Source organism: Pseudomonas sp. NFACC41-3, assembly GCF_900109505.1.
GTDB lineage: Bacteria > Pseudomonadota > Gammaproteobacteria > Pseudomonadales > Pseudomonadaceae > Aquipseudomonas > Aquipseudomonas chlororaphis.
Genome location: NZ_FOAE01000002.1, coordinates 327,551 through 346,149, shown reverse-complemented (window position 1 = coordinate 346,149; position 18,599 = coordinate 327,551). Strand labels below are relative to the sequence as shown.

Genomic DNA, 18,599 nt, shown 5'->3' with positions numbered 1-18,599 from the left:
CGACCGTACCGGTCGATCGCAGCCTGCGGCAGCGGCTACAGGTGCGCGGGTGTCAGCGCTTGGGGTGTTTCAGCAGAAAGCCCAGGCCATGGGCCAGCGGAATCACCTTCACCCCCGCCGCCCGCTGCTGCTCGCGGATCTCCCGGTGGAAGGCCTTGATCCGGGTCCAGTGCATCTTCGGCCGGTAGTGGTGTTCGGCGTGGTAGCCGTTGTTCATCCAGATCAGGTTGTAGAGCCGGCTGTAGCTACTCACGCCCCAGGCGATCGGCAGGTCCGGGTTGCCGCCCAGGTGCTCGTAATAGCCGTTGAGCGAGGACAGCGACTGTCCCAGGTACCAGAACGGCAGCAGCACCAGCAGCGCATGCCAGTCGTATAGCGCCAGCGCCACGTAGGCCAATACCGTCACGCCGATTTCCACCTTGACCCAACGCGCGTCCGCCGGGCGCTTGCGCTGCATTTCCTGGTAGATGGCCTTGGGGTCGTCGCGGAAAAAACTCAGGAAGGTGTAGGCCCAGACATTGTCCGGCTGGCCGTTGCGGCCATGCAGGTAGATCGACAGCGGATCGACCGTGGTGCCGTCCGGCCCGGGCCGATCCGAGTTGCCACGGTGATGGCGGTTGTGGATATCGCGGTACAGGGTCTGGGAAAAACCGATGGTCACCGACAGCAGCAGATCGAAGCCGCGGTTCAGCCACGGCAGGCTGAAATAGGCGTTGTGGATCTGGTTGTGGGAAATGCTGTTGATGCTCCACGACAGGCTGAGCGCATACAGCAGCGCCGCTGGCAGGATCACCCACCAGGACAGGCTGTGAAAAGCCAGCACCAGCCACAGGACGAAGGAAAAATGCGCCAGGGCCATCAGGATCGGGACAAGGTCCCACAGCGAATGGGCAAGCAGGCGATAAGCGGGACGAGCCATGAAGAACTTCCTGAAAAGTGGGTTCATGGCTGCCAGTGCAAAGGGTGGACCAATTTCTCAGACGTAATAACGAAACGGTTCGCGACAGCAATGACACAGGCTCTCCCTGTAGGAGCGAGCTTGCTCGCGCCCCCCCCGAGATCCCCCAGATAGCCGGAGAGAAATACAGCACAAAAGGCAGGCTACGCCTGCATCGCGAGCAAGCTCGCTCCTACAGAAACAGCGCATGCCGGCAGAGCTGTTCAGCCCCGCTTTTGTAGGGGCGAGGCTTGCCCGCGATGATGGCCTGGAGAACGCCCCGCAAGCCCGGCGATAAGGCCTTGGCCGGCCTCAGAACTGGTAGCTGAGGGCGGTCTGGACCTGGCCCTGGTTCACTTCGCCGCGCTCGCGCACCAGGGTGCTGTCGGCCGCCGAACCCGTCAGGTGAATCCAGCTGGCGCTGGTCATCCACGACCAGTTGCCGCCCAGGGGCACCTGCAGGTTCTGGGTCAGGGTCAGGTTCTGCAAACCGCCGCCGGCGCTGTAGCGGCCGATGCCCGTCGCCTGGGCTTCGGCGTCGCTGATGCCAAAGAAGGTCTGGGTCTGCCGGGCGTCGGCGAAATGCGCGGTGAGGTTGCTGCTGCCGATGATCCCAAGGCCCAGGGGATAACCGATTTCGCCGCCGACCTTGCCCAGCAGGCCGCCCTGGCCCTCGCCCGCGGCCACCGCGCTGCCGAGGGAGGCGAACAGGCGCCAGAAGTCGTCCGGCGCATACTGGATGTAGCCGCCGACATCGGCCATGTTCGGCACATCCCGCAGGCCGCGCAGCGAGCCGTTGGCGTTGCGTCCCGGCAGGTAGTTGATATAGGGCCCGGCGCTGAAACCCTTGGCCTTGAAGGCGTCCCAGGTCAGGCCGTCGTCGGTGTCGAGGCTGACATCGCCCCACTCCAGATCGACATAGGGCAAGGGCACGGTGTCATGCCGGCTGCCGCTGGGGTCATGGGGCTGGTAACCGATGCCCAGGCCCAGCGCGCCGCTCAATCCATCCCGGCCTCCGTCCTCGGCGAAAGCCCCGCAGACAGCCCCCAGAGACAGCACGGCGGCGAGCAGGGCGGAGCGTGTGAAGCTGAACATGGCGCGGGGTTCCTTAAGTGAAGATGCGCGCATCAATCACCACCCTGCCCCCTCCCCGCAAGCACTGATGTTGTTTGTAGCGAGCTACAAAATTTGTAGCTCCAACCCGCCCATCCAACGCCTTGTTCCCGCGCAAAGCCCGGCCCGCCTGGGTTTGAGCCACTTGGCACAGTCCCTGCTCCAGTGCCTGGCATGCGCAAAGTGCGCTCCTCTACAACAGGTAACTGCAGATGATGCACTGGCATATCGTGTGTGACTTCGACGGGACCATCACCCGCACCGACGTGATCGACAACGTCCTCCAACGCTTCGCCGACCCGAGCTGGGAAGACATCGAGCAACAATGGCTGGACGGCCATATCGGCTCCCGGGAATGCCTCAGCCGCCAACTGGCGCTGGTCAAGGCCTCGCCCGCCGAATTGCTGGCCTACTTCGACAGCGTCGAGATCGATCCCGACTTCCCCGACTTCGTCGATCACGTGATCGGCCTGGGCGCGTCCCTGGAAGTGGTCAGCGACGGCATCGAGCAAGGCATCGCGCGCATCCTCGCGCGCCACTACGTGAGCCTGCTGCCGATCCTCGCCAACCGCCTGCGCCAGGTCGACCAGCACAGCTGGCGCATCGACTTCCCGCATTCCAGCGACGCCTGCCGCGCCGCGTCCGGCAACTGCAAATGCAAATCCACGCCCAAGGGCAAGCGGGTGCTGGTGATCGGCGACGGCCAGTCCGACATGTGCGTGGCCGCCAGCGCCGACTTCGTGTTCGCCAAGGGTCGCCTGGCCGAGTACTGCCAACGCAACGCCATTCCCCACGCGACCTTCGACTCCTTCGCCGAACTGCCGGCACTGCTGGCGCTGTTGCCCAACGACGCGGCCAACGCCGGCACCTTCACCCTCGACAACACCACCGAACATTGCGTACCCACTCAGGAACTCTTCCACCATGTCTGACATTCGTATCGCGACCGCCGAAGACCAGGTGCTTCTGGAAAAAGAAGCCAAGTACTGCTCCTACGGCGACACCGTCCACTACATCGAACCGCCACGGATCTTCAGCCGCTGCGAAGGCTCCTACGTCTGGGACACCAGCGACCAGGCCTACCTCGACCTGCAGATGTGGTACTCGGCGGTGAACTTCGGCTATGCCAACCCACGCCTGAACAACGCCCTCAAGCAACAGATCGATACCCTGCCGCAGATCGCCAGCCAGTACCTGCACAAGGGCAAGATCGAGCTCTCGGAAATGATCGCGGTCGATGCCAAGAAGAAGTTCGGTCTCGACGGCCGCGTGCATTTCAACGTCGGCGGCTCGCAGTCCATCGAGGACTCGCTGAAAGTCGTGCGTAACGCCACCAACGGCAAGAGCCTGATGTTCGCCTTCGAAGGCGGCTACCACGGCCGTACCCTCGGCGCTTCGTCGATCACCTCCAGCTACCGCTACCGTCGCCGCTACGGCCACTTCGGCGAGCGCGCCAACTTTATTCCCTTCCCCTACCACTTCCGCGGCCCCAAGGGCATGACCAAGGAAGAGTACGGCAGCCACTGCGTGCAGCAGTTCGCCCGGCTGTTCGAGACTGAATACAACGGCGTGTGGGACCCGAAAGTCGGCCAGAGCGAATACGCCGCCTTCTACGTCGAGCCGATCCAGGGCACCGGCGGCTACGTGATCCCGCCGATGAACTTCTACAGCGAGCTCAAGCATGTGCTCGACCAGCACGGCATCCTGATGGTGGTCGACGAGATCCAGATGGGCTTCTACCGCACCGGCAAGCTGTGGTCGATCGAGCACTTCGACGTCAAGCCGGACGTGATCGTCTTCGGCAAGGCCCTGACCAACGGCCTCAACCCCCTGGGCGGCATCTGGGCCCGCGAAGAGCTGATCAACCCCAAGGTGTTCCCGCCGGGTTCGACCCACTCCACCTTCGCCTCCAACCCGCTGGGCACCGCGGTGGGCCTGGAAATGTTCAAGATGACCAGCGAAATCGACTACGGCGCGATGGTCATGGACAAGGGCAAGTACTTCCTGGCCGGATTGCAGGATCTGCAGAAGCGCTACCCGATCATCGGCGACGTCGACGGCTTGGGCCTGGCCCTGCGCTGCGAGATCTGCGCCACCGACGGTTTCACCCCGGACAAGGCGACCCTGGACTACATGGTCGAGGAAGGCATGAAGGGTGACATCGAAATCAACGGCCAGCGCCTGGGGCTGATTCTCGATGTGGGCGGCTACTACAAGAACGTCATCACCCTGGCCCCCTCGCTGGAAATCAGCTACGCGGAGATCGACCTCGGTATCGCCCTGCTCGACCGTCTGCTGGACCGGGCCATGAAGCGATGAGCGCACTGATCGATCTGGACGAAGGCATCGACCTGGGCCAGGGCGATGCCGGGTTCGTGCTCGGCAGTGGCGAGGTCGCGGTGTTGTTGATCCACGGCCTCACCGGCACCCCGACGGAACTGCGTCGGGTGGCCGTCGGCCTGGCCAACGCGGGGTGCAAGGTGTACGTGCCGACCCTGGCCGGGCACTGCGGCAACAACGCCGACCTGCAGGCCACCGGCTGGCAGGACTGGTACGAGGGCGTGCGCCGGACCTTCGTCGGCATCCGTCGCCGCCACCGGCAGGTGTTCGTCGGCGGCCTGTCGATGGGCGCCGTCATGTCCATGTACCTGGCCTCGGAACACCCGGGCCAGGTCAGCGGCCTGCTGATGTATTCGACCACCCTCAAGTACGACGGCTGGAGCATCAACAAGCTGGCGTTCCTCACCCCGCTGCTGATGAAGATCCCGTTCGGCGTGCACATCTGCAGCTTCGAGGAGAAGCCGCCGTACGGCATCAAGAACAAGCGCCTGCGGGCGGTGGTCGAGCGGCAGATGAAGGCCGGCGAAAGCAGCAGTGCCGGCCTGCTGACCATGGAAGGGGTGACCGTGCGCGAACTGCACCGGATGAACGCGGTGGTGAAAAAACGCATGCCGTCGATCACCACCCCGGCCCTGGTGCTGCACTCCATCGAGGACGACATCACCAGCCGCTGGAACGCCGACTATGTCGAGCGCAAGCTCGGCGGCCCGGTGGTCAAGGTACTGCTCGACAACTGCTACCACATGATCACCGTCGACCTGCAGTACCGCCGGGTGGTGGAGTTGAGCGCGGACTTCATCGAAAGGCAGGCTGGCCCGCGGCCCGTGGCGTACGACGACCTGCGCCAGTTCGCCTGATTCAAGGACCGCACGTGATCACCAGCCAAGTCTTTTCGAGCATCCAGGCCATCGACCGCAACGCCTGGAACGACTGTTTTCCCGGCGCCCTGGAAGATTGGGATTATTACCTGGCGGTACAGAACGCCGGCATCGAGGGCTTCAGCTGGCGCTACCTGGCGGTGTTCGAAGATTCGAAGCTGGTGGCCGTCGCTCCGGCCTTCACCACCTGCTATCGCCTGGACACCACCGTCTCGGGCCCGGCCAAGCGCCTGAGCGAACGCCTGCAACGCTGGTGGCCGGGGCTGCTGCAACTGCGCCTGTACGCCATCGGTTCGCCGGTGGCCGAACAGTGCCACGCCGGCACCGCCAGCCATATTCCCGCGGTGCGCCGCCAGGCCCTGCTCGGGCAACTGCTACACCTGGCCCGGCGCGACGCCGACGCCCAGGGCATCGGCCTGCTGGCGGTCAAGGATGCTGCCAGCCAGGATCGGCAATGGGCCGCCAGCTGCCAGGCGTTCGGCCTGCAAGCCATGCCCAGTCTGCCCAGCGCCCTGCTGCCGGTGCCCTTCGGCTCGCTGGATGCCTACCTCGGCACCCTGGGCAAGTCCACGCGCAAGGACCTGCGCCGCAAGTTGCGCGCGCCCGGGCTGCGAACCGAATGGCGACACAACATCGACGACGTGCTGCCCGAGGTCATGCGCCTGTACGAAGCCACCCTGCGGCGCAGCGAACTGCAATTCGAACGCTTACCCGCGCCCTATTTCACCGGTATCCTCCAGCAGTTGGGGGAACGGGCCGCCTGCGTGCTGTACTGGGTCGACGACCAACTGGTGGCCTTCAACCTGGTGCTGCTGGACGAGCATCGGCTGATCGACAAATTCTTCGCCCACGACCTGGATATCAGTCGTGAGCACAACCTGTATTTGCGCAGCTGGATGGCCAATGTCGACTACTGTATCCAGCACCGGATCGCGCTCTACGAATGTGGCCAGGCCGGTTATGCCAGCAAGCTGCGCCTGGGCTGTACCTTCACCGGCAACAGCCTGTTTTTCCAGCATCGCAACCCGCTGCTCGACACCCTGCTCAAAGGGCTGAAATATGTTCTCCGGCCGGATCGCACCGACCCCGCCATGGCTGCTGCACTAAGCGAAAGTTCATGACCAGAAAAGACCGCCGCGCCCCTCGCCCTTTCGCCATCTCCCGCTGGAGCCTGCAGCGCAAGCTGGTGCTGGCGTTCTGGATGGTCAGCGTGATCCCCACCATGATCGCCGCGGAGCTGGCGGCCACCACCCTGTCGCAGATCTTCGACAGCAACGTGCGCATCTGGCTGCAGGAGTCGACCAAGATCGTCGAGGACGAAATCACCGAGACCCTGCGCGACAACGCGCGCATCGCCCAGCTGTTCCTGCGTTATGCCAGGCCGCCCACCGACCGCAACGCGGCCAGGCACGACAAGCTCACCGCCGACATCGCCGACTCCATGGGCATCGATGTGGTGGCGCTGATCCGCAAGCGCGACCAGCAGGTGGTGTTCAGCACCGCCGCCGACGATATCGTCGGGCAGATCAGCCTGGCCCATAACGCCGTGCTGCAGACCCTGCAGGTCGGCGGCGTGGCCACGGGAGCGGTGGTCTCGACCTTCCAGACCACCCTCGACGGCATCGACTACCAGCTGCTGATCGCCACCTACCTGGACGCCAGCTTCCTCACCAGCGTGGCCGACGTGCACTCCCTCGACCTGCGCCTGTACCTGGCCAAGGCCAACGACTTCGCCGAGATCTTCGCCACCCAGCGCTTCGAGGACCACCCGACCCAGGTGCCGGAAAAGATCGAGAACATCCTGCGCGACACCCGCCAACCCACCGAGCAGTTCACCAGCCGCTACAGCGGGCTGTACCGGCCGATCTTCAACGACAGCGGCGAGCTGGTGGGGGTGATTTTCAGCGGCTTGCTGCGCCACAGCAGCCTGGTGGGGCTGGTCAACCAGAGCAACCTGTTCATCCTGATCTTCCTGCTCAGCTCGGCGGCGTCGCTGGCCGTCGGCTGGCTGGTGTCGAAACGCCTGACCATGCCCCTGCGCGGCTTGTCCAAGGGGGTCCAGGCGGTGATCGCCGGCGACTACCGACAACGCGTGCCGGTGATTGGCGGCGACGAACTGGCGGAGCTGAGCAGTACCTTCAACCATATGAGCGAACGCCTGGGCGAACTGCAGCACCTGGAAGCCCAGCTGCGCCGCCGCGACCGCCTGCACGCCCTCGGCGAAGTGGCAATGGGCCTGGCCCACGAAATCCGCAACCCTTTGGGCATCATCAAGACCGCCACCCAGTTGCTGCACCGCCGTGCGGACCTGCCCGAAGGCGACAAGCGCCACCTGGAATACGTGATCAGCGAAGTCAGCCGGATCAACGACCTGATCACCGACTTCCTCGACTTCGCCAAACCCAGCGCGCCGATCCGCTCGACCCTGCTGGCGCGGCCACTGGTGGAGGAGCTGATCGGCTTCTGCGAGCCGGAACTGGCCAGCCACAAGATCGACGCGCAGATCGACGACCAGGCGCCGGGCGCGACCCTGTACGCCGACGCCCGCCAGCTCAAGCAGGCCTGCCTCAACCTGATCCTCAACGCCATCGACGCCATGCCCGCCGGCGGGCGCCTGACCCTGGGCATCGCCCAGGACGCCGAGCACACCATCCTGCGGGTCGCCGACACCGGCCAGGGCATCGAGCCGGACATGCTCGAACGCATCTTCACCCCCTTCGTCACCACCAAGGCCTCGGGCACCGGGCTGGGCCTGGCCAAGGTGTTCTCGATCATGGAAAACCATGACGGACACATCGAATGCAGCAGCGAAATAGATGCCGGCGCCACCTTCAGCCTGTACATTCCGGCCAAAGGTGAGGACGACGAAGATGATCAAGACGAGCAAAAGGCCCAGCCATGACGCATAACCTGCTGGTGGTCGACGACGAGCCCAAGCTTTGCGACCTGCTGTCCTCGGCGCTAAGCCAGGACGGCATCCAGGTGTTCACCGCCGGCAACGGCCTGCATGCGCTCAAGGTGCTGGAGCAGGAAGAGATCGACCTGGTGATCAGCGACTGGCGCATGCCCGGCATGGACGGCCCGCAGCTGCTGGCCGAGATCAAGCAGCGCTACCCGCAGATCCCGGTAATCGTCATGACCGCCTACAGCACGGTGAAAAACGCCGTGCAGTCGATGCGCAACGGCGCCTACGACTACATCGCCAAGCCCTTCGACATCGACGAGCTGGACATCACCGTCAGCAAGGCCCTGCAGTTTCGCGACATCCTCAAAGACAACCAGCGCATGCGCGCCGAGCTCGACGAGCACCGGCAGATCGACAGCCTGGTGGGCGACAGCCCGACCTTCCGCCGGGTCCTGCAAGCGGTGGACTCGGTGCGCGAAAGCAACGCCACCATCCTGCTGACCGGCGAAAGCGGCACCGGCAAGGAGATGGTCGCCCGGGCCATCCACCAGCACGGCAACCGTGCCAACAAACCCTTTGTCGCGGTCAACTGCGCGGCGATCCCCGAAGGCCTGCTGGAAAGCGAAATGTTCGGCCATCGCAAGGGCGCCTTTACCGGCGCCGTGGCCGACCGGGTCGGGCGCTTTCAGCAGGCGGACAAGGGCACGCTGTTCCTCGATGAGGTCGGCGACATGCCCCTGGCCCTGCAAGCGAAGATCCTGCGCGCCTTGCAGGAGCGGGTGATCGAGCCGGTGGGCGACCCGCGCGAGCGCAAGGTCGATGTGCGGGTGATCGCCGCCACCAACAAGAACCTGCTGGAAGCGGTGGCCAACAAGGAGTTTCGCGAAGACCTGTATTACCGCCTCAATGTCTTCCCGATCCCCCTGCCCGCCCTGCGCGAGCGGGTCGAGGATATCGCGCCCCTGGCCCGGCACTTCGCCCATACCCTGGGCGCCACCGCCGGCAAACGCATCACCGGCTTCAGCCCGCAGGCCCTGCAGGCCATGGCCAATTACGCCTGGCCGGGCAATATCCGCGAACTGCAGAACTGCGTCGAACGCGCGACCATAGTCGCCGCGGGCGCGGTGATCGAAGAAAGCGACCTGCCGGGTTATCTGTTCAGCTCACCGCCGATGAACGCCGGGGCCTGCGCCCTGCCCGGCGACAGCCTCAGCGTGCCCAGCGACCTGGACGCGGCCCTGGCCGAAGTGGAGAAGGCCTACATCCTCGCCGCCCTGCAACAGAGCAACGGCGTGCAAGCCGCCGCCGCGCAGCTGATCGGCATTTCCGAACGCAGCTTCTGGTACCGCCTGAAAAAGCTCGGGATCCAGGTCGACAAGATCGTTCGCTAAGGGCTCAGCACGGAGTTCTACTGCCCGTAGATTTTCTGCAGTTGCTCTTCGGTGAGCGCATCCTCGAAGGCCACCGGCACTGACTTCACAGCGCCCTGCAGATTACGGTAGCGCGAGTAACTGCCATTACCCGCCAACTGATAACCACGCTCGACCACCCGCTGACCGTCGAGCATGTAACGCAGGGTTTCCTGGGCCGCCGGCCTCGCCGGCTGGCTCAGATCGGCCGCCAGCACACGCATCGACTCCTCGATACACTCGTCGAGCAAGGCCAGCACCTTATCCAGTTCCAGACCGCCGTCATCGATGCACTGCGCACCGCAGCGACGGAATGGCTGGCTGACCACTTCGATCCGGGTGCGGTACAGCGCGGAGCCCGCGATGTCCTCGATCCGAACCTGATTGATCAGCACAAAACTGCCGCGATCAGGCCCCAACATCAGCTTGGGCTCGACAAGCAAACGGGCGGTGATTGCCCCTTCGCCCTGCTTCAGGCCAGCGGCTTGTGAAGCCTCCTGATAGCGCTGTTGCAGGCGTGTCTGCAACGGCATCCCACCGAGCAACGTGGCCATCGGCCGTGACTCGTTGTGCGCGGCCTGTTCGGCCTCGCGCTGCAAACTGCCGCTGCCCATTTGCGTATTGATCAGGCTGGCCACCAGCACTCCGGCCAGGCCAGCACTGGCCCCGGAGCTTTGCAGCAGAGTATTGCTGGCAGACGCAGCGCGGGTCGCGTCCTTGATATCGATCACAGTGCTGGCGCCGACGAAGTCCTGCTCGTTGAGCAGCACCTCGAGCTTGAGCCCATGCTTCTGCACATAGGGCAACGCCCCCTGATCCTTGAAGCCGGCCGGTGGCAGTGCTTTCTGCGCACAGCCACCTGATGCCAGCAACAACGCCAGGGCAACAGTCAACCAGCCTTTCATTGCGAGAACGGCGTAATCATTTGCTGGCGGCTGTTATCAATGGCCTGGTAGAAAGCGTTGGACAGGTTGGCGTAGTTCGGCTCATCCCATTCGCCCTGGGCCGCCTGCACTGCGGCGAACGGCTGGAACCACAGCAGTTTGTTGTCAGCCAGATCGACCACCATGCCCTGCCCACCCACCTGGGCCATCGGCACGCTGGTCGGGACGAGGCTGTAGTAGCTACGGGTGGCACCGGTTACAAAAACGTTCACCAATAACAGGCGATCGACCCCATACATGGCTTTCATCGGAGTCATGTCCTTGGTCATATAGCCTTCGCGGAACGAGATGTTTTTGTAATTCTTCAGGTCGATCTGGTCGATGATGCGCTTAGCCTTGTAGCCCTTGGCTTGCAACTTGGCCACGATCACGTCCGGCAGGGTGTCGAGGTCGCGCACTTCCCAGGTTTTGACGTTGTCGCTGAGCTTGCTGTTGACGCCCTTGTTGATAGCCACATCCAGCAACCCCTGGCTACCCGTCAGCATGAGCTCGGGAGCAGGCAACACAGTGATGGCCACGCCGATAGTCGGCTCCTTGGCCCCCCAGAACTGCTGGTCCAGGGCAATCGGTTGCTGCACGTTGGCACAGCCGGTAAGTGCCAGGCAGGCCAACAAAGTCAGCACACCCCAAGTACGCAAGATACGAAAACTCATGAATCAAGTCCCTATGAATTAAGAATGACGCTGCCTGTGTCGGCTGTCATTGCAAAAACCATAGTGGCATATTGATATATTTTCTATTCACCCTCAGGTGCGGCCTGCCATTCCAGCCAACTGATCCAACTGTAGGAATGAAGCTTACCCCCGATAGTGGTACTCCAGACACGCAGCGGTGCCTGCATCGCCGGCAAGCCTGGCTCCCACGGAAGCCGGGGTCAGAGCAGGTTCGGCGCAGGCAGCGGATCGATCTGCGCCCAGTGCGAAGTGTCTTCGCGATGGCGTTGCAGGTACGGCAGCACCGCCGCCAGCAACGGCGCCTTGAAGGCTTCCTGGAAACGATGGGCCAGGCCCGGAATCAGCTTCAACTGGCTACCCTGGATATGCGCGGCCAGGTGCACGCCGTGCATCACCGGCAGCAGCGGATCGGCGGTGCCATGCACCACCAGGGTCGGCACGCGCAGCTGGTTGAGCAGGGCCACCCGGCTCGGTTCGGCGAGGATCGCCATGATCTGGCGCTTCACCCCTTCCGGGTTGAAGGCCCGGTCATAGGCCTCCGCCGCCTGATGCAGCAGCACCTGCCGATCGTCGGTGACCTGCGGGCTGCCGAGGGCGGCCAGCAGGTCGGCCTGTTGCTCCAGCGCCACCTCACGGTTCGGCGCGCCGCGCCGCGACAACAGTTGCACCAGCGCCGCATTGGGCGCCGGCAGGCCTTCGGCGCCGGAGCTGGTCATGATCAGGGTCAGGCTCTCGACCCGCTGCGGCGCCATGGCCGCCAGGTGCTGGGCGATCATCCCGCCCATGCTCGCGCCCAGGACATGGAACTGCTCGACCTGCAGGGCATTCATCAGGCCCAAGGCATCGTCGGCCATGTCGGTCAGGCTGTAGGGCGCGGCCACCGGCAGGCCGAGCTTGTAGCGCAGCACCTCGAACGTCAGGTTGGCGCTGACCGGCGCCTGGCGCCAGGTGGACAGGCCGACGTCGCGGTTGTCGTAACGGATCACCCGAAAACCCTGCTGGCACAGGGCAACGACCACTTCGTCCGGCCAGTGGATCAACTGCCCGCCCAGGCCCATCACCAGCAGCAGGGCCGGATCGGAGGCACGGCCGATGCTCTGGTAGGCCAGGCTCACCTGCTCCAGTTCGACCCGTTGGGTCGGTACGTTGACATCACAGCGAGACGCCGCCTGAGACGGCAGGCCGAGCAACAGCGCAGCCAGGAAAACAGTCGTTGAAAAAAATCTTGCCCACATGAAGAAACACCGAAACGCAGAAGCCCAGTAGAGCGCGAGTCTGATGAACTTTGATCGAGCGCGCTGCCACAGTTACGTGACAGTTTGATGAAGATTGCCCAGCGGTCATAAAACCCTGTAGCCGCTGCCGCAGGCTGCGATCGGCCCGAAGGGACATAGCAATCTTGAGTTCGCTGAAGGCCCTTCGGGCCTTATCGCAGCCTGCGGCAGCGGCTACAGGGCTGTGGGTGCTCAGGCCTGCTGGTTACGCAGCTGACGGGCGGCGGCGACCATGTTGACCAGGGCGGCTTCGGTCTCCGGCCAGGCGCGGGTCTTCAGGCCGCAGTCGGGGTTGACCCACAAGCGCTCGGCGGGGATGCGCCGGGCCGCCTTGCTCATCAGCTTGACCATCTCGGCGGTGTCCGGCACTCGCGGCGAGTGGATGTCGTATACCCCCGGGCCGATGTCGTTCGGGTAGTCGAAGGCTTCGAACGCCTCCAGCAACTCCATGTCCGAACGCGACGTCTCGATGGTGATCACGTCGGCATCCATGGCCGCGATGGCCTGGATCACGTCGTTGAACTCGCTGTAGCACATGTGGGTGTGGATCTGGGTATCGTCGCGCACCCCAGAGGCGGTCAGGCGGAAAGCTTCCACCGCCCAGTCCAGGTACGGCTGCCAGTCCGCCCGGCGCAGCGGCAGGCCCTCGCGGAACGCCGCCTCGTCGATCTGCACGATCTTGATCCCGGCCTTTTCCAGGTCCACCACCTCATCGCGCAGGGCCAGCGCCAGTTGCCGCGCCTGCACTTCACGCGGCACGTCCTCGCGGGGGAAGGACCACATCAGCATGGTCACCGGCCCGGTGAGCATGCCCTTCATCACCTTGTCGGTCAGGCTCTGGGCGTAGCTGATCCAGTCAATGGTCATGGCCCGCGGACGGCTCAGGTCGCCGTAGATCACCGCCGGTTTCACGCAGCGCGAACCGTAGCTCTGCACCCAGCCGAAGCGGGTGAACAGGTACCCGTCCAGTTGCTCGGCGAAGTACTCGACCATGTCGTTGCGCTCGGCCTCGCCGTGCACCAGCACGTCCAGCCCCAGGCGCTCCTGGACCTGCACCGCATGGCGGATTTCACAGCGCATGGCATCGGTGTAGTCGTTGTTCGACAGCTTGCCCTGCTTGAATGCCTGACGGGCCAGGCGGATCGACGCGGTCTGCGGGAACGAACCGATGGTGGTGGTCGGGAACACCGGCAGCTTCAAGCGGGCATGCTGCCGGGCAATGCGCTGGGCAAAGGGCGAATGACGCTGGCTGTCGGCGGCGCTGACCGCCTTGAGCCGCGCCTGGACCTCGGCCTTGTGGATGCGTGGCGACCGCGCGCGGCTGGCCTGCACCTGGCGGCTTGCGGCCAGGGCCGCTTGCACCGCCGGGGCCTGGGGATCGTTCAGGGCGTCACGCAGCACCGAGATCTCGCCGCATTTCTGCACGGCAAAGGCCAGCCAGCTTTTCAGCTCGGCATCCAGCTGGTCTTCCCGGGACAAGTCCACCGGGCTGTGCAACAGGGAGCAGGAACTGCTGACCCACAGGTTGTCGCCAAAACGTTCCTGCGCCGCTTGCAGCTGCGCCAGCGCCTGCTCCAGCTCGCAACGCCAGACGTTGCGACCGTTGACCAGGCCCACGGACAGAATCTTGTAGGTCGGCAGGCGGTCGAGCACCTGGGTCAGTTGCTCCGGCGCCCGCACGGCGTCGATGTGCAGGCCGTCCACCGGCAGGCCGACGGCCAGCCCGAGGTTGTCCTGCAGGCCGCTGAAGTAGGTGGCCACCAGCTTTTTCAGTGGCGAGTACTGGAGGATGTGGTAGGCACGCTCGAAGGCGCTCTTCCATTCCTGCGGCAGGTCGAGGGTCAGGATCGGTTCGTCGATCTGCACCCACTCCACGCCCTGGGCCTTGAGGCGGTTGAGGATTTCACCGTAGACCGGCAGCAGGCGCTGCAGCAGCTCGAGCTTGTCGAAGTCGTTGCCCTTGGCCTTGCCCAGCCACAGGTAGGTCAGCGGGCCGATGATCACCGGCTTGACCCGGTGCCCCAGGGCGTGAGCTTCGTCGACCTCGTCGAACAGCTGCTCCCAGCTCAGCTTGAACGACTGGTCGGCGCTGAATTCCGGGACCAGGTAGTGGTAGTTGGTGTCGAACCACTTGGTCAGTTCCTGGGCGTACTGGGTCTTGGCGTGGTCGCCGCCACAGCAGCCCGCCGAGGCACCGCGGGCCATGGCGAACAGGGTGTCGAGGGTCGGCCGGCCCTGGGCGTCCTGGCTGCCGTCGAAACGCTCGGGAACCACGCCGAAGGTCAGCGAGTGAGTCAGCACCTGGTCGTACCAGGCGAAGTCGCCCACCGGCAGCAGGTCGATGCCGGCGTCCTTTTGCAGCTGCCAGTGCCGGGCCCGCAGTTGGCGTCCGACGTCTTGCAGCGCCTGCCGGTCAAGGTCGCCCTTCCAGTAGGATTCGAGGGCTTTTTTCAATTCGCGGTCGGCGCCGATGCGCGGAAAACCAAGGGTGTGGGCCAAGGCCATGAGTGGGTTCCTCCCGGTAAAAGATGGCGCTATTGTCGACAGCCCAGCCAACATGAGACAAACTCAACCTTTTCGTGTTGATCACAAAATTTACTCATGGAGACCCTGGTGCTCGAAATCCGTCACCTGAAGACCCTGCACGCCCTGCGCGAAGCCGACAGCCTGGTCGAAGCCGCCGAACGCCTGCATCTGACCCAGTCCGCCCTGTCCCACCAGTTCAAGGAACTGGAAGAGCGCATGGGCATGCCGCTGTTCGTGCGCAAGACCAAGCCGGTGCGCTTCACCAGCGCCGGCCTGCGCCTGCTGCAACTGGCGGACGCCACCCTGCCGTTGCTGCGCGCCGCCGAACGAGACATTTCCCGCCTGGCCGGCGGTACCGCCGGGCGCCTGCACATGGCCATCGAATGCCACAGCTGCTTCCAGTGGCTGATGCCGACCATCGACCAGTTCCGCGACGCCTGGCCGGAAGTCGAGCTGGACCTGGCCTCGGGTTTCTCCTTCGCCCCGCTGCCGGCTCTGGCCCGTGGCGACCTGGACCTGGTGGTGACCTCCGACCCGCTGGAACTGGCGGGCATCACCTACGTGCCGCTGTTCACCTACGAAGCCATGCTGGCGGTGGCCAACCAGCACCGCCTGGCCAGCAAGCCCTACATCGTTCCGGAAGACCTGCTCAGCGAAACCCTGATCACCTACCCGGTGGAGCGCGACCGCCTGGATATCTTCACTCGCTTCCTGGAGCCCGCCGACATCGAACCGGCCCAGGTCCGCACCTCGGAGCTGACGGTGATGATGATGCAACTGGTGGCCAGCGGCCGTGGCGTGTGCGGCATGCCCCACTGGGCGCTGCATGAATACAGCTCGCGGGGCTATGTAAAGGCCAAGCGCCTGGGGGAAAAAGGCCTGTTCGCCACGCTGTACGCGGCGATCCGCGCCGACATGCTGGATGCGCCCTATATGCGCGACTTCCTGCTGACCGCCAAGGACACCTCGTTCTCGACCCTGGACGGGGTCAGCGCGGTGCGTTGAAAAGCGGTATTCGGCCTGTAGGAACGGGGACTTTCAGAGGGGGGAGACAACTTCACGCCACAGGTGAAGCTTGTCGAAGTACTCGACGCCCACCCGCACCGCCAGCGGCTCCAGGCCGAACTGGACGAAACCGCAACGCTGGTACAGCGCCAGGGCGGCGTCGTTGCCGGCGGTGACCGTCAGCTGCACCAGCCGCACCCCGGGGCGTTCGCGCGCCTCCTGCAGCAGCGCCTGGACCAGCCGGTAACCCAGGCCGCCGTGGCGATAAGGCGGCGCCACATACAGGCCGAACAGCGTGGCCTTGTGCCGGGCTTTTTCCCGGACCTCGAACGCCAGGCCGACGATGCCCATCAGTTCGCCATCCTCGAAAGCCCCCAGCAACAGGTCCAGCGGGCTGCTCAGCCGCGACTCCCACCAACTCAAGGGCATCGCCGCACGTTCGGTGACACTGGAAGTAAAGGCCTGCGGATGATGCTCGTAGGCTTCGAGCATCAGCGCGCGGTAGGCAGCGGCGTGACCGGCATCGAGGCGCTGGATGGACATGGTCGGTCGAGGCCCCCGGGCCGCAGGTGAATGAAACGGTCAGACCGTCTGGCGTTGTTCCAGCAGCAGACGCACCGCCAGCCCGGCCAGCACGAAGCCCATGAAATACCGTTGGGTCGCCAGCCACAGCGGGTTGTGCACGAACCAGGCGGCGATGCCCGAAGCGAACAGCGCGATCAGCAGGTTGACGCTGAAGCTCACGCTGATCTGGGTCAGGCCGAGGATGATGCTCTGGGTGAACACCGAACCGTGTTCCGGGCTGATGAACTGGGGAAAGACCGACAGGTAGAACACCGCGATCTTCGGGTTCAGGGCGCTGGTGAGAAAGCCCATCAGGATCAGCTTGCGCGACGAATCCGGCGGCAACTGCTGCGCCTCGAACGGCGAACGCGCGCCCGGCTTCAGGGCCTGCCAGGCCAGCCACATCAGGTACAGGGCGCCAACCCACTTGAGCACTTCATAGGCCACCGGCACGGCCATGAAGACCGCGGTCAGGCCGATCGCCGCGGCGAACAGGTGGACGAAGAAGCCGGCCACCACGCCGACCAGCGAGGTCACCCCTGCCCGGCGCCCCTGGCAGATCGAACGGGAGATCAGGTAGATCATGTTGGGGCCGGGGGTCAGCACCATCAGCAAGGCTGCGGCGATGAAGATCAACATGTCGTGAAGGGGAATCATGATGGGCAATCCTTTGTCCTTGAAAAATCAGGCCGAGGCCAGTTGCGAGGCGCGATAGAACGGCAAGATCAGGTCGCGTGTCAATGGGGCCAATGTGAGCTCGTCGCCAGCCTGTGGATCGATCCAGCAGACCTCCTCGATTTCCGCCGCGGGCCGGACCTCGTGGGTGTCCAGATCGAGGCGAAACAATTCGGCCTCGACCACAAAACCCGGCTCGTTGGCCGCCGGTGCGGAAAAAAGTCCCAGGTAACGGGCGGCGGCCGGGGCGATCCGCAGCCCGAGTTCTTCTTCCAGCTCACGGGCCAGGGCCTGGGCCGGCAACTCGTTCGGCTCGATCTTGCCGCCCGGCTGCATGAAAGCCTGGGTGCCGCGCTTGCGCACCAGCAGGGTACGGCCGTCGGGGCCGATCAGCAGGGCCGCGGCGATACGGATAAGGGGGGATGTAGCGCTTGAAAGAGTCATGAAAAACCTGGATCGGTTACGCGAGGCGGCAAGGATCCCATGACTGGCGAGTCGTCGTCACGACACAGTCGGCCGCTGTTTTTTCCATACACCCGGCGCCTCGGCCGGCGGGACGAAGCGACGCCGTTCAGGCCTTCCATGGGGGGCCGTCATTAGAGAGGGGAATGGACGAGAGGATGCCGCCCGCTCCTACAGGGGTGCAGGAACGAGCGGCTGTGCGGCAAGGGCCGGGGCCCTCAAGCGTTGCCGGTCTTGCCGGACGAACCGAACGAAGCGAAACGCTTGTTGAAGCCGGCGATCCGCCCTTCGGACTGAGTCTTGCGCTGCTGGCCGGTGTAGACCGGATGCGAGGCGCTGGAGACGTCGAGGGTGACATAAGGATAGGTGTTGCCATCGCTGTGGCGCTGGGTGCGGTCGGTGTCCACGGTGGAACCGATCAGGAAGTACACATCCGCGGCGGTGTCATGGAACAGTACGGTGCGGTAGGCGGGATGGATATTGGCTTTCATGGCAGTCTCCGAGGGCTGGGTGATGATCGAATGCGTTATACAGTAACATTATTCGACCATGGAAACGAGAACCAGTTGCAATAAGAAAAGCAGCAAATCGTCTATCGCCCTCGTCAACGCCTGGCACCAGGGCGGACACCTGATGCTCAGCGGTTGCTCCAGCAAGGAAATCGCTCGTAAGCTGCAAACCTTTGCCGAAACCGTGAACGTCCATAAGAAACACATCTACGGCAAGCGGGGCATCAAGTCCCGGTCCGAACTGTTTTCGATTTTTCTCCAGGCGCGCACTGCCTGACGCCTGAAGCTGCCATGTGCGCACACTGGCTGCGCCACAGCCGTTCTCTACAACAACAAGATCGTTGGCCACACAAGAAGAATGAGTACCCAAAAACGAAATCTATA

General features: G+C 64.1%; 17 protein-coding genes and 1 pseudogene. 8 read left to right on the top strand and 10 right to left on the bottom strand.

Annotation, left to right across the window (positions count from 1 at the left end; all coding sequences use genetic code 11):
* Nucleotides 1–52: 52 nt before the first annotated feature.
* Together BMY68_RS10935 and BMY68_RS10930 are read right to left on the bottom strand one after the other, a co-directional pair.
* The gene (locus BMY68_RS10935; RefSeq protein ID WP_085532187.1) at nucleotides 53–919 is read right to left on the bottom strand and encodes a fatty acid desaturase family protein; all 867 of its coding nucleotides are present in this window, start codon (nucleotides 917–919) and stop codon (nucleotides 53–55) included.
* A 330-nt stretch (nucleotides 920–1,249) separates the two neighbouring features.
* Nucleotides 1,250–2,032 (bottom strand): MipA/OmpV family protein, encoded by a 783-nt coding sequence (locus BMY68_RS10930; protein ID WP_085532188.1) that lies wholly within the window; start codon nucleotides 2,030–2,032, stop codon nucleotides 1,250–1,252.
* Between the two features lie 230 nt (nucleotides 2,033–2,262).
* Here BMY68_RS10930 and BMY68_RS10925 point away from each other — a divergent pair, with 230 nt between their 5' ends.
* From BMY68_RS10925 to BMY68_RS10900, 6 genes are read left to right on the top strand one after another with little or no spacing between them, the layout of a single operon-like run.
* Nucleotides 2,263–2,982, top strand: a complete 720-nt coding sequence (locus tag BMY68_RS10925; protein WP_085532190.1) for an MtnX-like HAD-IB family phosphatase — start codon at nucleotides 2,263–2,265, stop codon at nucleotides 2,980–2,982.
* Complete coding sequence (locus tag BMY68_RS10920) at nucleotides 2,975–4,369, top strand: aspartate aminotransferase family protein (RefSeq protein WP_009045386.1); 1,395 nt, start codon at nucleotides 2,975–2,977, stop codon at nucleotides 4,367–4,369. The genes BMY68_RS10925 and BMY68_RS10920 overlap by 8 nt, the downstream gene beginning before the upstream one ends.
* On the top strand, nucleotides 4,366–5,247 hold the full coding sequence (locus tag BMY68_RS10915; protein ID WP_085532192.1) for an alpha/beta hydrolase: 882 nt from the start codon (nucleotides 4,366–4,368) through the stop codon (nucleotides 5,245–5,247). The genes BMY68_RS10920 and BMY68_RS10915 overlap by 4 nt, the downstream gene beginning before the upstream one ends.
* A 14-nt stretch (nucleotides 5,248–5,261) precedes the next feature.
* The gene (locus BMY68_RS10910) at nucleotides 5,262–6,389 is read left to right on the top strand and encodes a GNAT family N-acetyltransferase (RefSeq protein ID WP_009045388.1); all 1,128 of its coding nucleotides are present in this window, start codon (nucleotides 5,262–5,264) and stop codon (nucleotides 6,387–6,389) included.
* Nucleotides 6,386–8,170 carry a sensor histidine kinase gene (locus BMY68_RS10905; RefSeq protein WP_085532194.1) on the top strand — a complete coding sequence of 595 codons (1,785 nt, stop codon included), beginning with the start codon at nucleotides 6,386–6,388 and terminating at the stop codon, nucleotides 8,168–8,170. The genes BMY68_RS10910 and BMY68_RS10905 overlap by 4 nt, the downstream gene beginning before the upstream one ends.
* A complete protein-coding gene (locus tag BMY68_RS10900) occupies nucleotides 8,167–9,564 on the top strand; it encodes a sigma-54-dependent transcriptional regulator (protein ID WP_009045390.1) in 1,398 nt (465 codons plus the stop codon). Before BMY68_RS10905 ends, BMY68_RS10900 begins: the two co-directional genes overlap by 4 nt.
* A 17-nt stretch (nucleotides 9,565–9,581) precedes the next feature.
* Here the strand turns inward: BMY68_RS10900 and BMY68_RS10895 are convergent, their stop codons facing one another.
* The 4 genes from BMY68_RS10895 to metE all read right to left on the bottom strand — a co-directional run bounded on the left by BMY68_RS10895 (nucleotide 9,582) and on the right by metE (nucleotide 14,979).
* A complete protein-coding gene (locus BMY68_RS10895; RefSeq protein ID WP_085532196.1) occupies nucleotides 9,582–10,487 on the bottom strand; it encodes a hypothetical protein in 906 nt (301 codons plus the stop codon).
* On the bottom strand, nucleotides 10,484–11,179 hold the full coding sequence (locus BMY68_RS10890) for a hypothetical protein (RefSeq protein ID WP_009045392.1): 696 nt from the start codon (nucleotides 11,177–11,179) through the stop codon (nucleotides 10,484–10,486). Before BMY68_RS10890 ends, BMY68_RS10895 begins: the two co-directional genes overlap by 4 nt.
* 221 nt (nucleotides 11,180–11,400) lie before the next feature.
* Nucleotides 11,401–12,435 carry an alpha/beta fold hydrolase gene (locus BMY68_RS10885; protein ID WP_085532198.1) on the bottom strand — a complete coding sequence of 345 codons (1,035 nt, stop codon included), beginning with the start codon at nucleotides 12,433–12,435 and terminating at the stop codon, nucleotides 11,401–11,403.
* 231 nt (nucleotides 12,436–12,666) lie between these two features.
* On the bottom strand, nucleotides 12,667–14,979 hold the full coding sequence (gene metE, locus BMY68_RS10880) for a 5-methyltetrahydropteroyltriglutamate--homocysteine S-methyltransferase (protein WP_085532200.1): 2,313 nt from the start codon (nucleotides 14,977–14,979) through the stop codon (nucleotides 12,667–12,669).
* A 108-nt stretch (nucleotides 14,980–15,087) separates the two neighbouring features.
* On the opposite strand from metE, the gene metR reads away from it, so the two are divergent.
* Nucleotides 15,088–16,005 (top strand): transcriptional regulator MetR, encoded by a 918-nt coding sequence (metR, locus tag BMY68_RS10875; RefSeq protein ID WP_007930536.1) that lies wholly within the window; start codon nucleotides 15,088–15,090, stop codon nucleotides 16,003–16,005.
* 33 nt (nucleotides 16,006–16,038) lie between these two features.
* Here the strand turns inward: metR and BMY68_RS10870 are convergent, their stop codons facing one another.
* The 4 genes from BMY68_RS10870 to BMY68_RS10855 all read right to left on the bottom strand — a co-directional run bounded on the left by BMY68_RS10870 (nucleotide 16,039) and on the right by BMY68_RS10855 (nucleotide 18,197).
* The gene (locus BMY68_RS10870) at nucleotides 16,039–16,548 is read right to left on the bottom strand and encodes a GNAT family N-acetyltransferase (RefSeq protein ID WP_085532202.1); all 510 of its coding nucleotides are present in this window, start codon (nucleotides 16,546–16,548) and stop codon (nucleotides 16,039–16,041) included.
* 39 nt (nucleotides 16,549–16,587) lie between these two features.
* Nucleotides 16,588–17,226 (bottom strand): LysE family translocator, encoded by a 639-nt coding sequence (locus BMY68_RS10865; protein WP_007930534.1) that lies wholly within the window; start codon nucleotides 17,224–17,226, stop codon nucleotides 16,588–16,590.
* 27 nt (nucleotides 17,227–17,253) lie between these two features.
* A complete protein-coding gene (locus BMY68_RS10860) occupies nucleotides 17,254–17,688 on the bottom strand; it encodes an NUDIX hydrolase (RefSeq protein WP_085532204.1) in 435 nt (144 codons plus the stop codon).
* Nucleotides 17,689–17,924: 236 nt separating this feature from the next.
* On the bottom strand, nucleotides 17,925–18,197 hold the full coding sequence (locus BMY68_RS10855) for a type B 50S ribosomal protein L31 (protein WP_009045397.1): 273 nt from the start codon (nucleotides 18,195–18,197) through the stop codon (nucleotides 17,925–17,927).
* Between the two features lie 133 nt (nucleotides 18,198–18,330).
* On the opposite strand from BMY68_RS10855, the pseudogene BMY68_RS10850 reads away from it, so the two are divergent.
* Nucleotides 18,331–18,492 (top strand): annotated as a pseudogene (locus BMY68_RS10850) (LuxR C-terminal-related transcriptional regulator); the annotation flags it as partial.
* Nucleotides 18,493–18,599: the final 107 nt, after the last annotated feature.

Bases quoted from the DNA above. Each gene is read 5' to 3' on its own strand.
- BMY68_RS10935 (WP_085532187.1), bottom strand. From the start codon at position 919: ATGGCTCGTCCCGCTTATCGCCTGCTTGCCCATTCGCTGTGGGACCTT.
- BMY68_RS10930 (WP_085532188.1), bottom strand. From the start codon at position 2,032: ATGTTCAGCTTCACACGCTCCGCCCTGCTCGCCGCCGTGCTGTCTCTG.
- BMY68_RS10925 (WP_085532190.1), top strand. From the start codon at position 2,263: ATGATGCACTGGCATATCGTGTGTGACTTCGACGGGACCATCACCCGC.
- BMY68_RS10920 (WP_009045386.1), top strand. From the start codon at position 2,975: ATGTCTGACATTCGTATCGCGACCGCCGAAGACCAGGTGCTTCTGGAA.
- BMY68_RS10915 (WP_085532192.1), top strand. From the start codon at position 4,366: ATGAGCGCACTGATCGATCTGGACGAAGGCATCGACCTGGGCCAGGGC.
- BMY68_RS10905 (WP_085532194.1), top strand. From the start codon at position 6,386: ATGACCAGAAAAGACCGCCGCGCCCCTCGCCCTTTCGCCATCTCCCGC.
- BMY68_RS10900 (WP_009045390.1), top strand. From the start codon at position 8,167: ATGACGCATAACCTGCTGGTGGTCGACGACGAGCCCAAGCTTTGCGAC.
- BMY68_RS10895 (WP_085532196.1), bottom strand. From the start codon at position 10,487: ATGAAAGGCTGGTTGACTGTTGCCCTGGCGTTGTTGCTGGCATCAGGT.
- BMY68_RS10890 (WP_009045392.1), bottom strand. From the start codon at position 11,179: ATGAGTTTTCGTATCTTGCGTACTTGGGGTGTGCTGACTTTGTTGGCC.
- BMY68_RS10885 (WP_085532198.1), bottom strand. From the start codon at position 12,435: ATGTGGGCAAGATTTTTTTCAACGACTGTTTTCCTGGCTGCGCTGTTG.
- metE (WP_085532200.1), bottom strand. From the start codon at position 14,979: ATGGCCTTGGCCCACACCCTTGGTTTTCCGCGCATCGGCGCCGACCGC.
- BMY68_RS10870 (WP_085532202.1), bottom strand. From the start codon at position 16,548: ATGTCCATCCAGCGCCTCGATGCCGGTCACGCCGCTGCCTACCGCGCG.
- BMY68_RS10865 (WP_007930534.1), bottom strand. From the start codon at position 17,226: ATGATTCCCCTTCACGACATGTTGATCTTCATCGCCGCAGCCTTGCTG.
- BMY68_RS10860 (WP_085532204.1), bottom strand. From the start codon at position 17,688: ATGACTCTTTCAAGCGCTACATCCCCCCTTATCCGTATCGCCGCGGCC.
- BMY68_RS10855 (WP_009045397.1), bottom strand. From the start codon at position 18,197: ATGAAAGCCAATATCCATCCCGCCTACCGCACCGTACTGTTCCATGAC.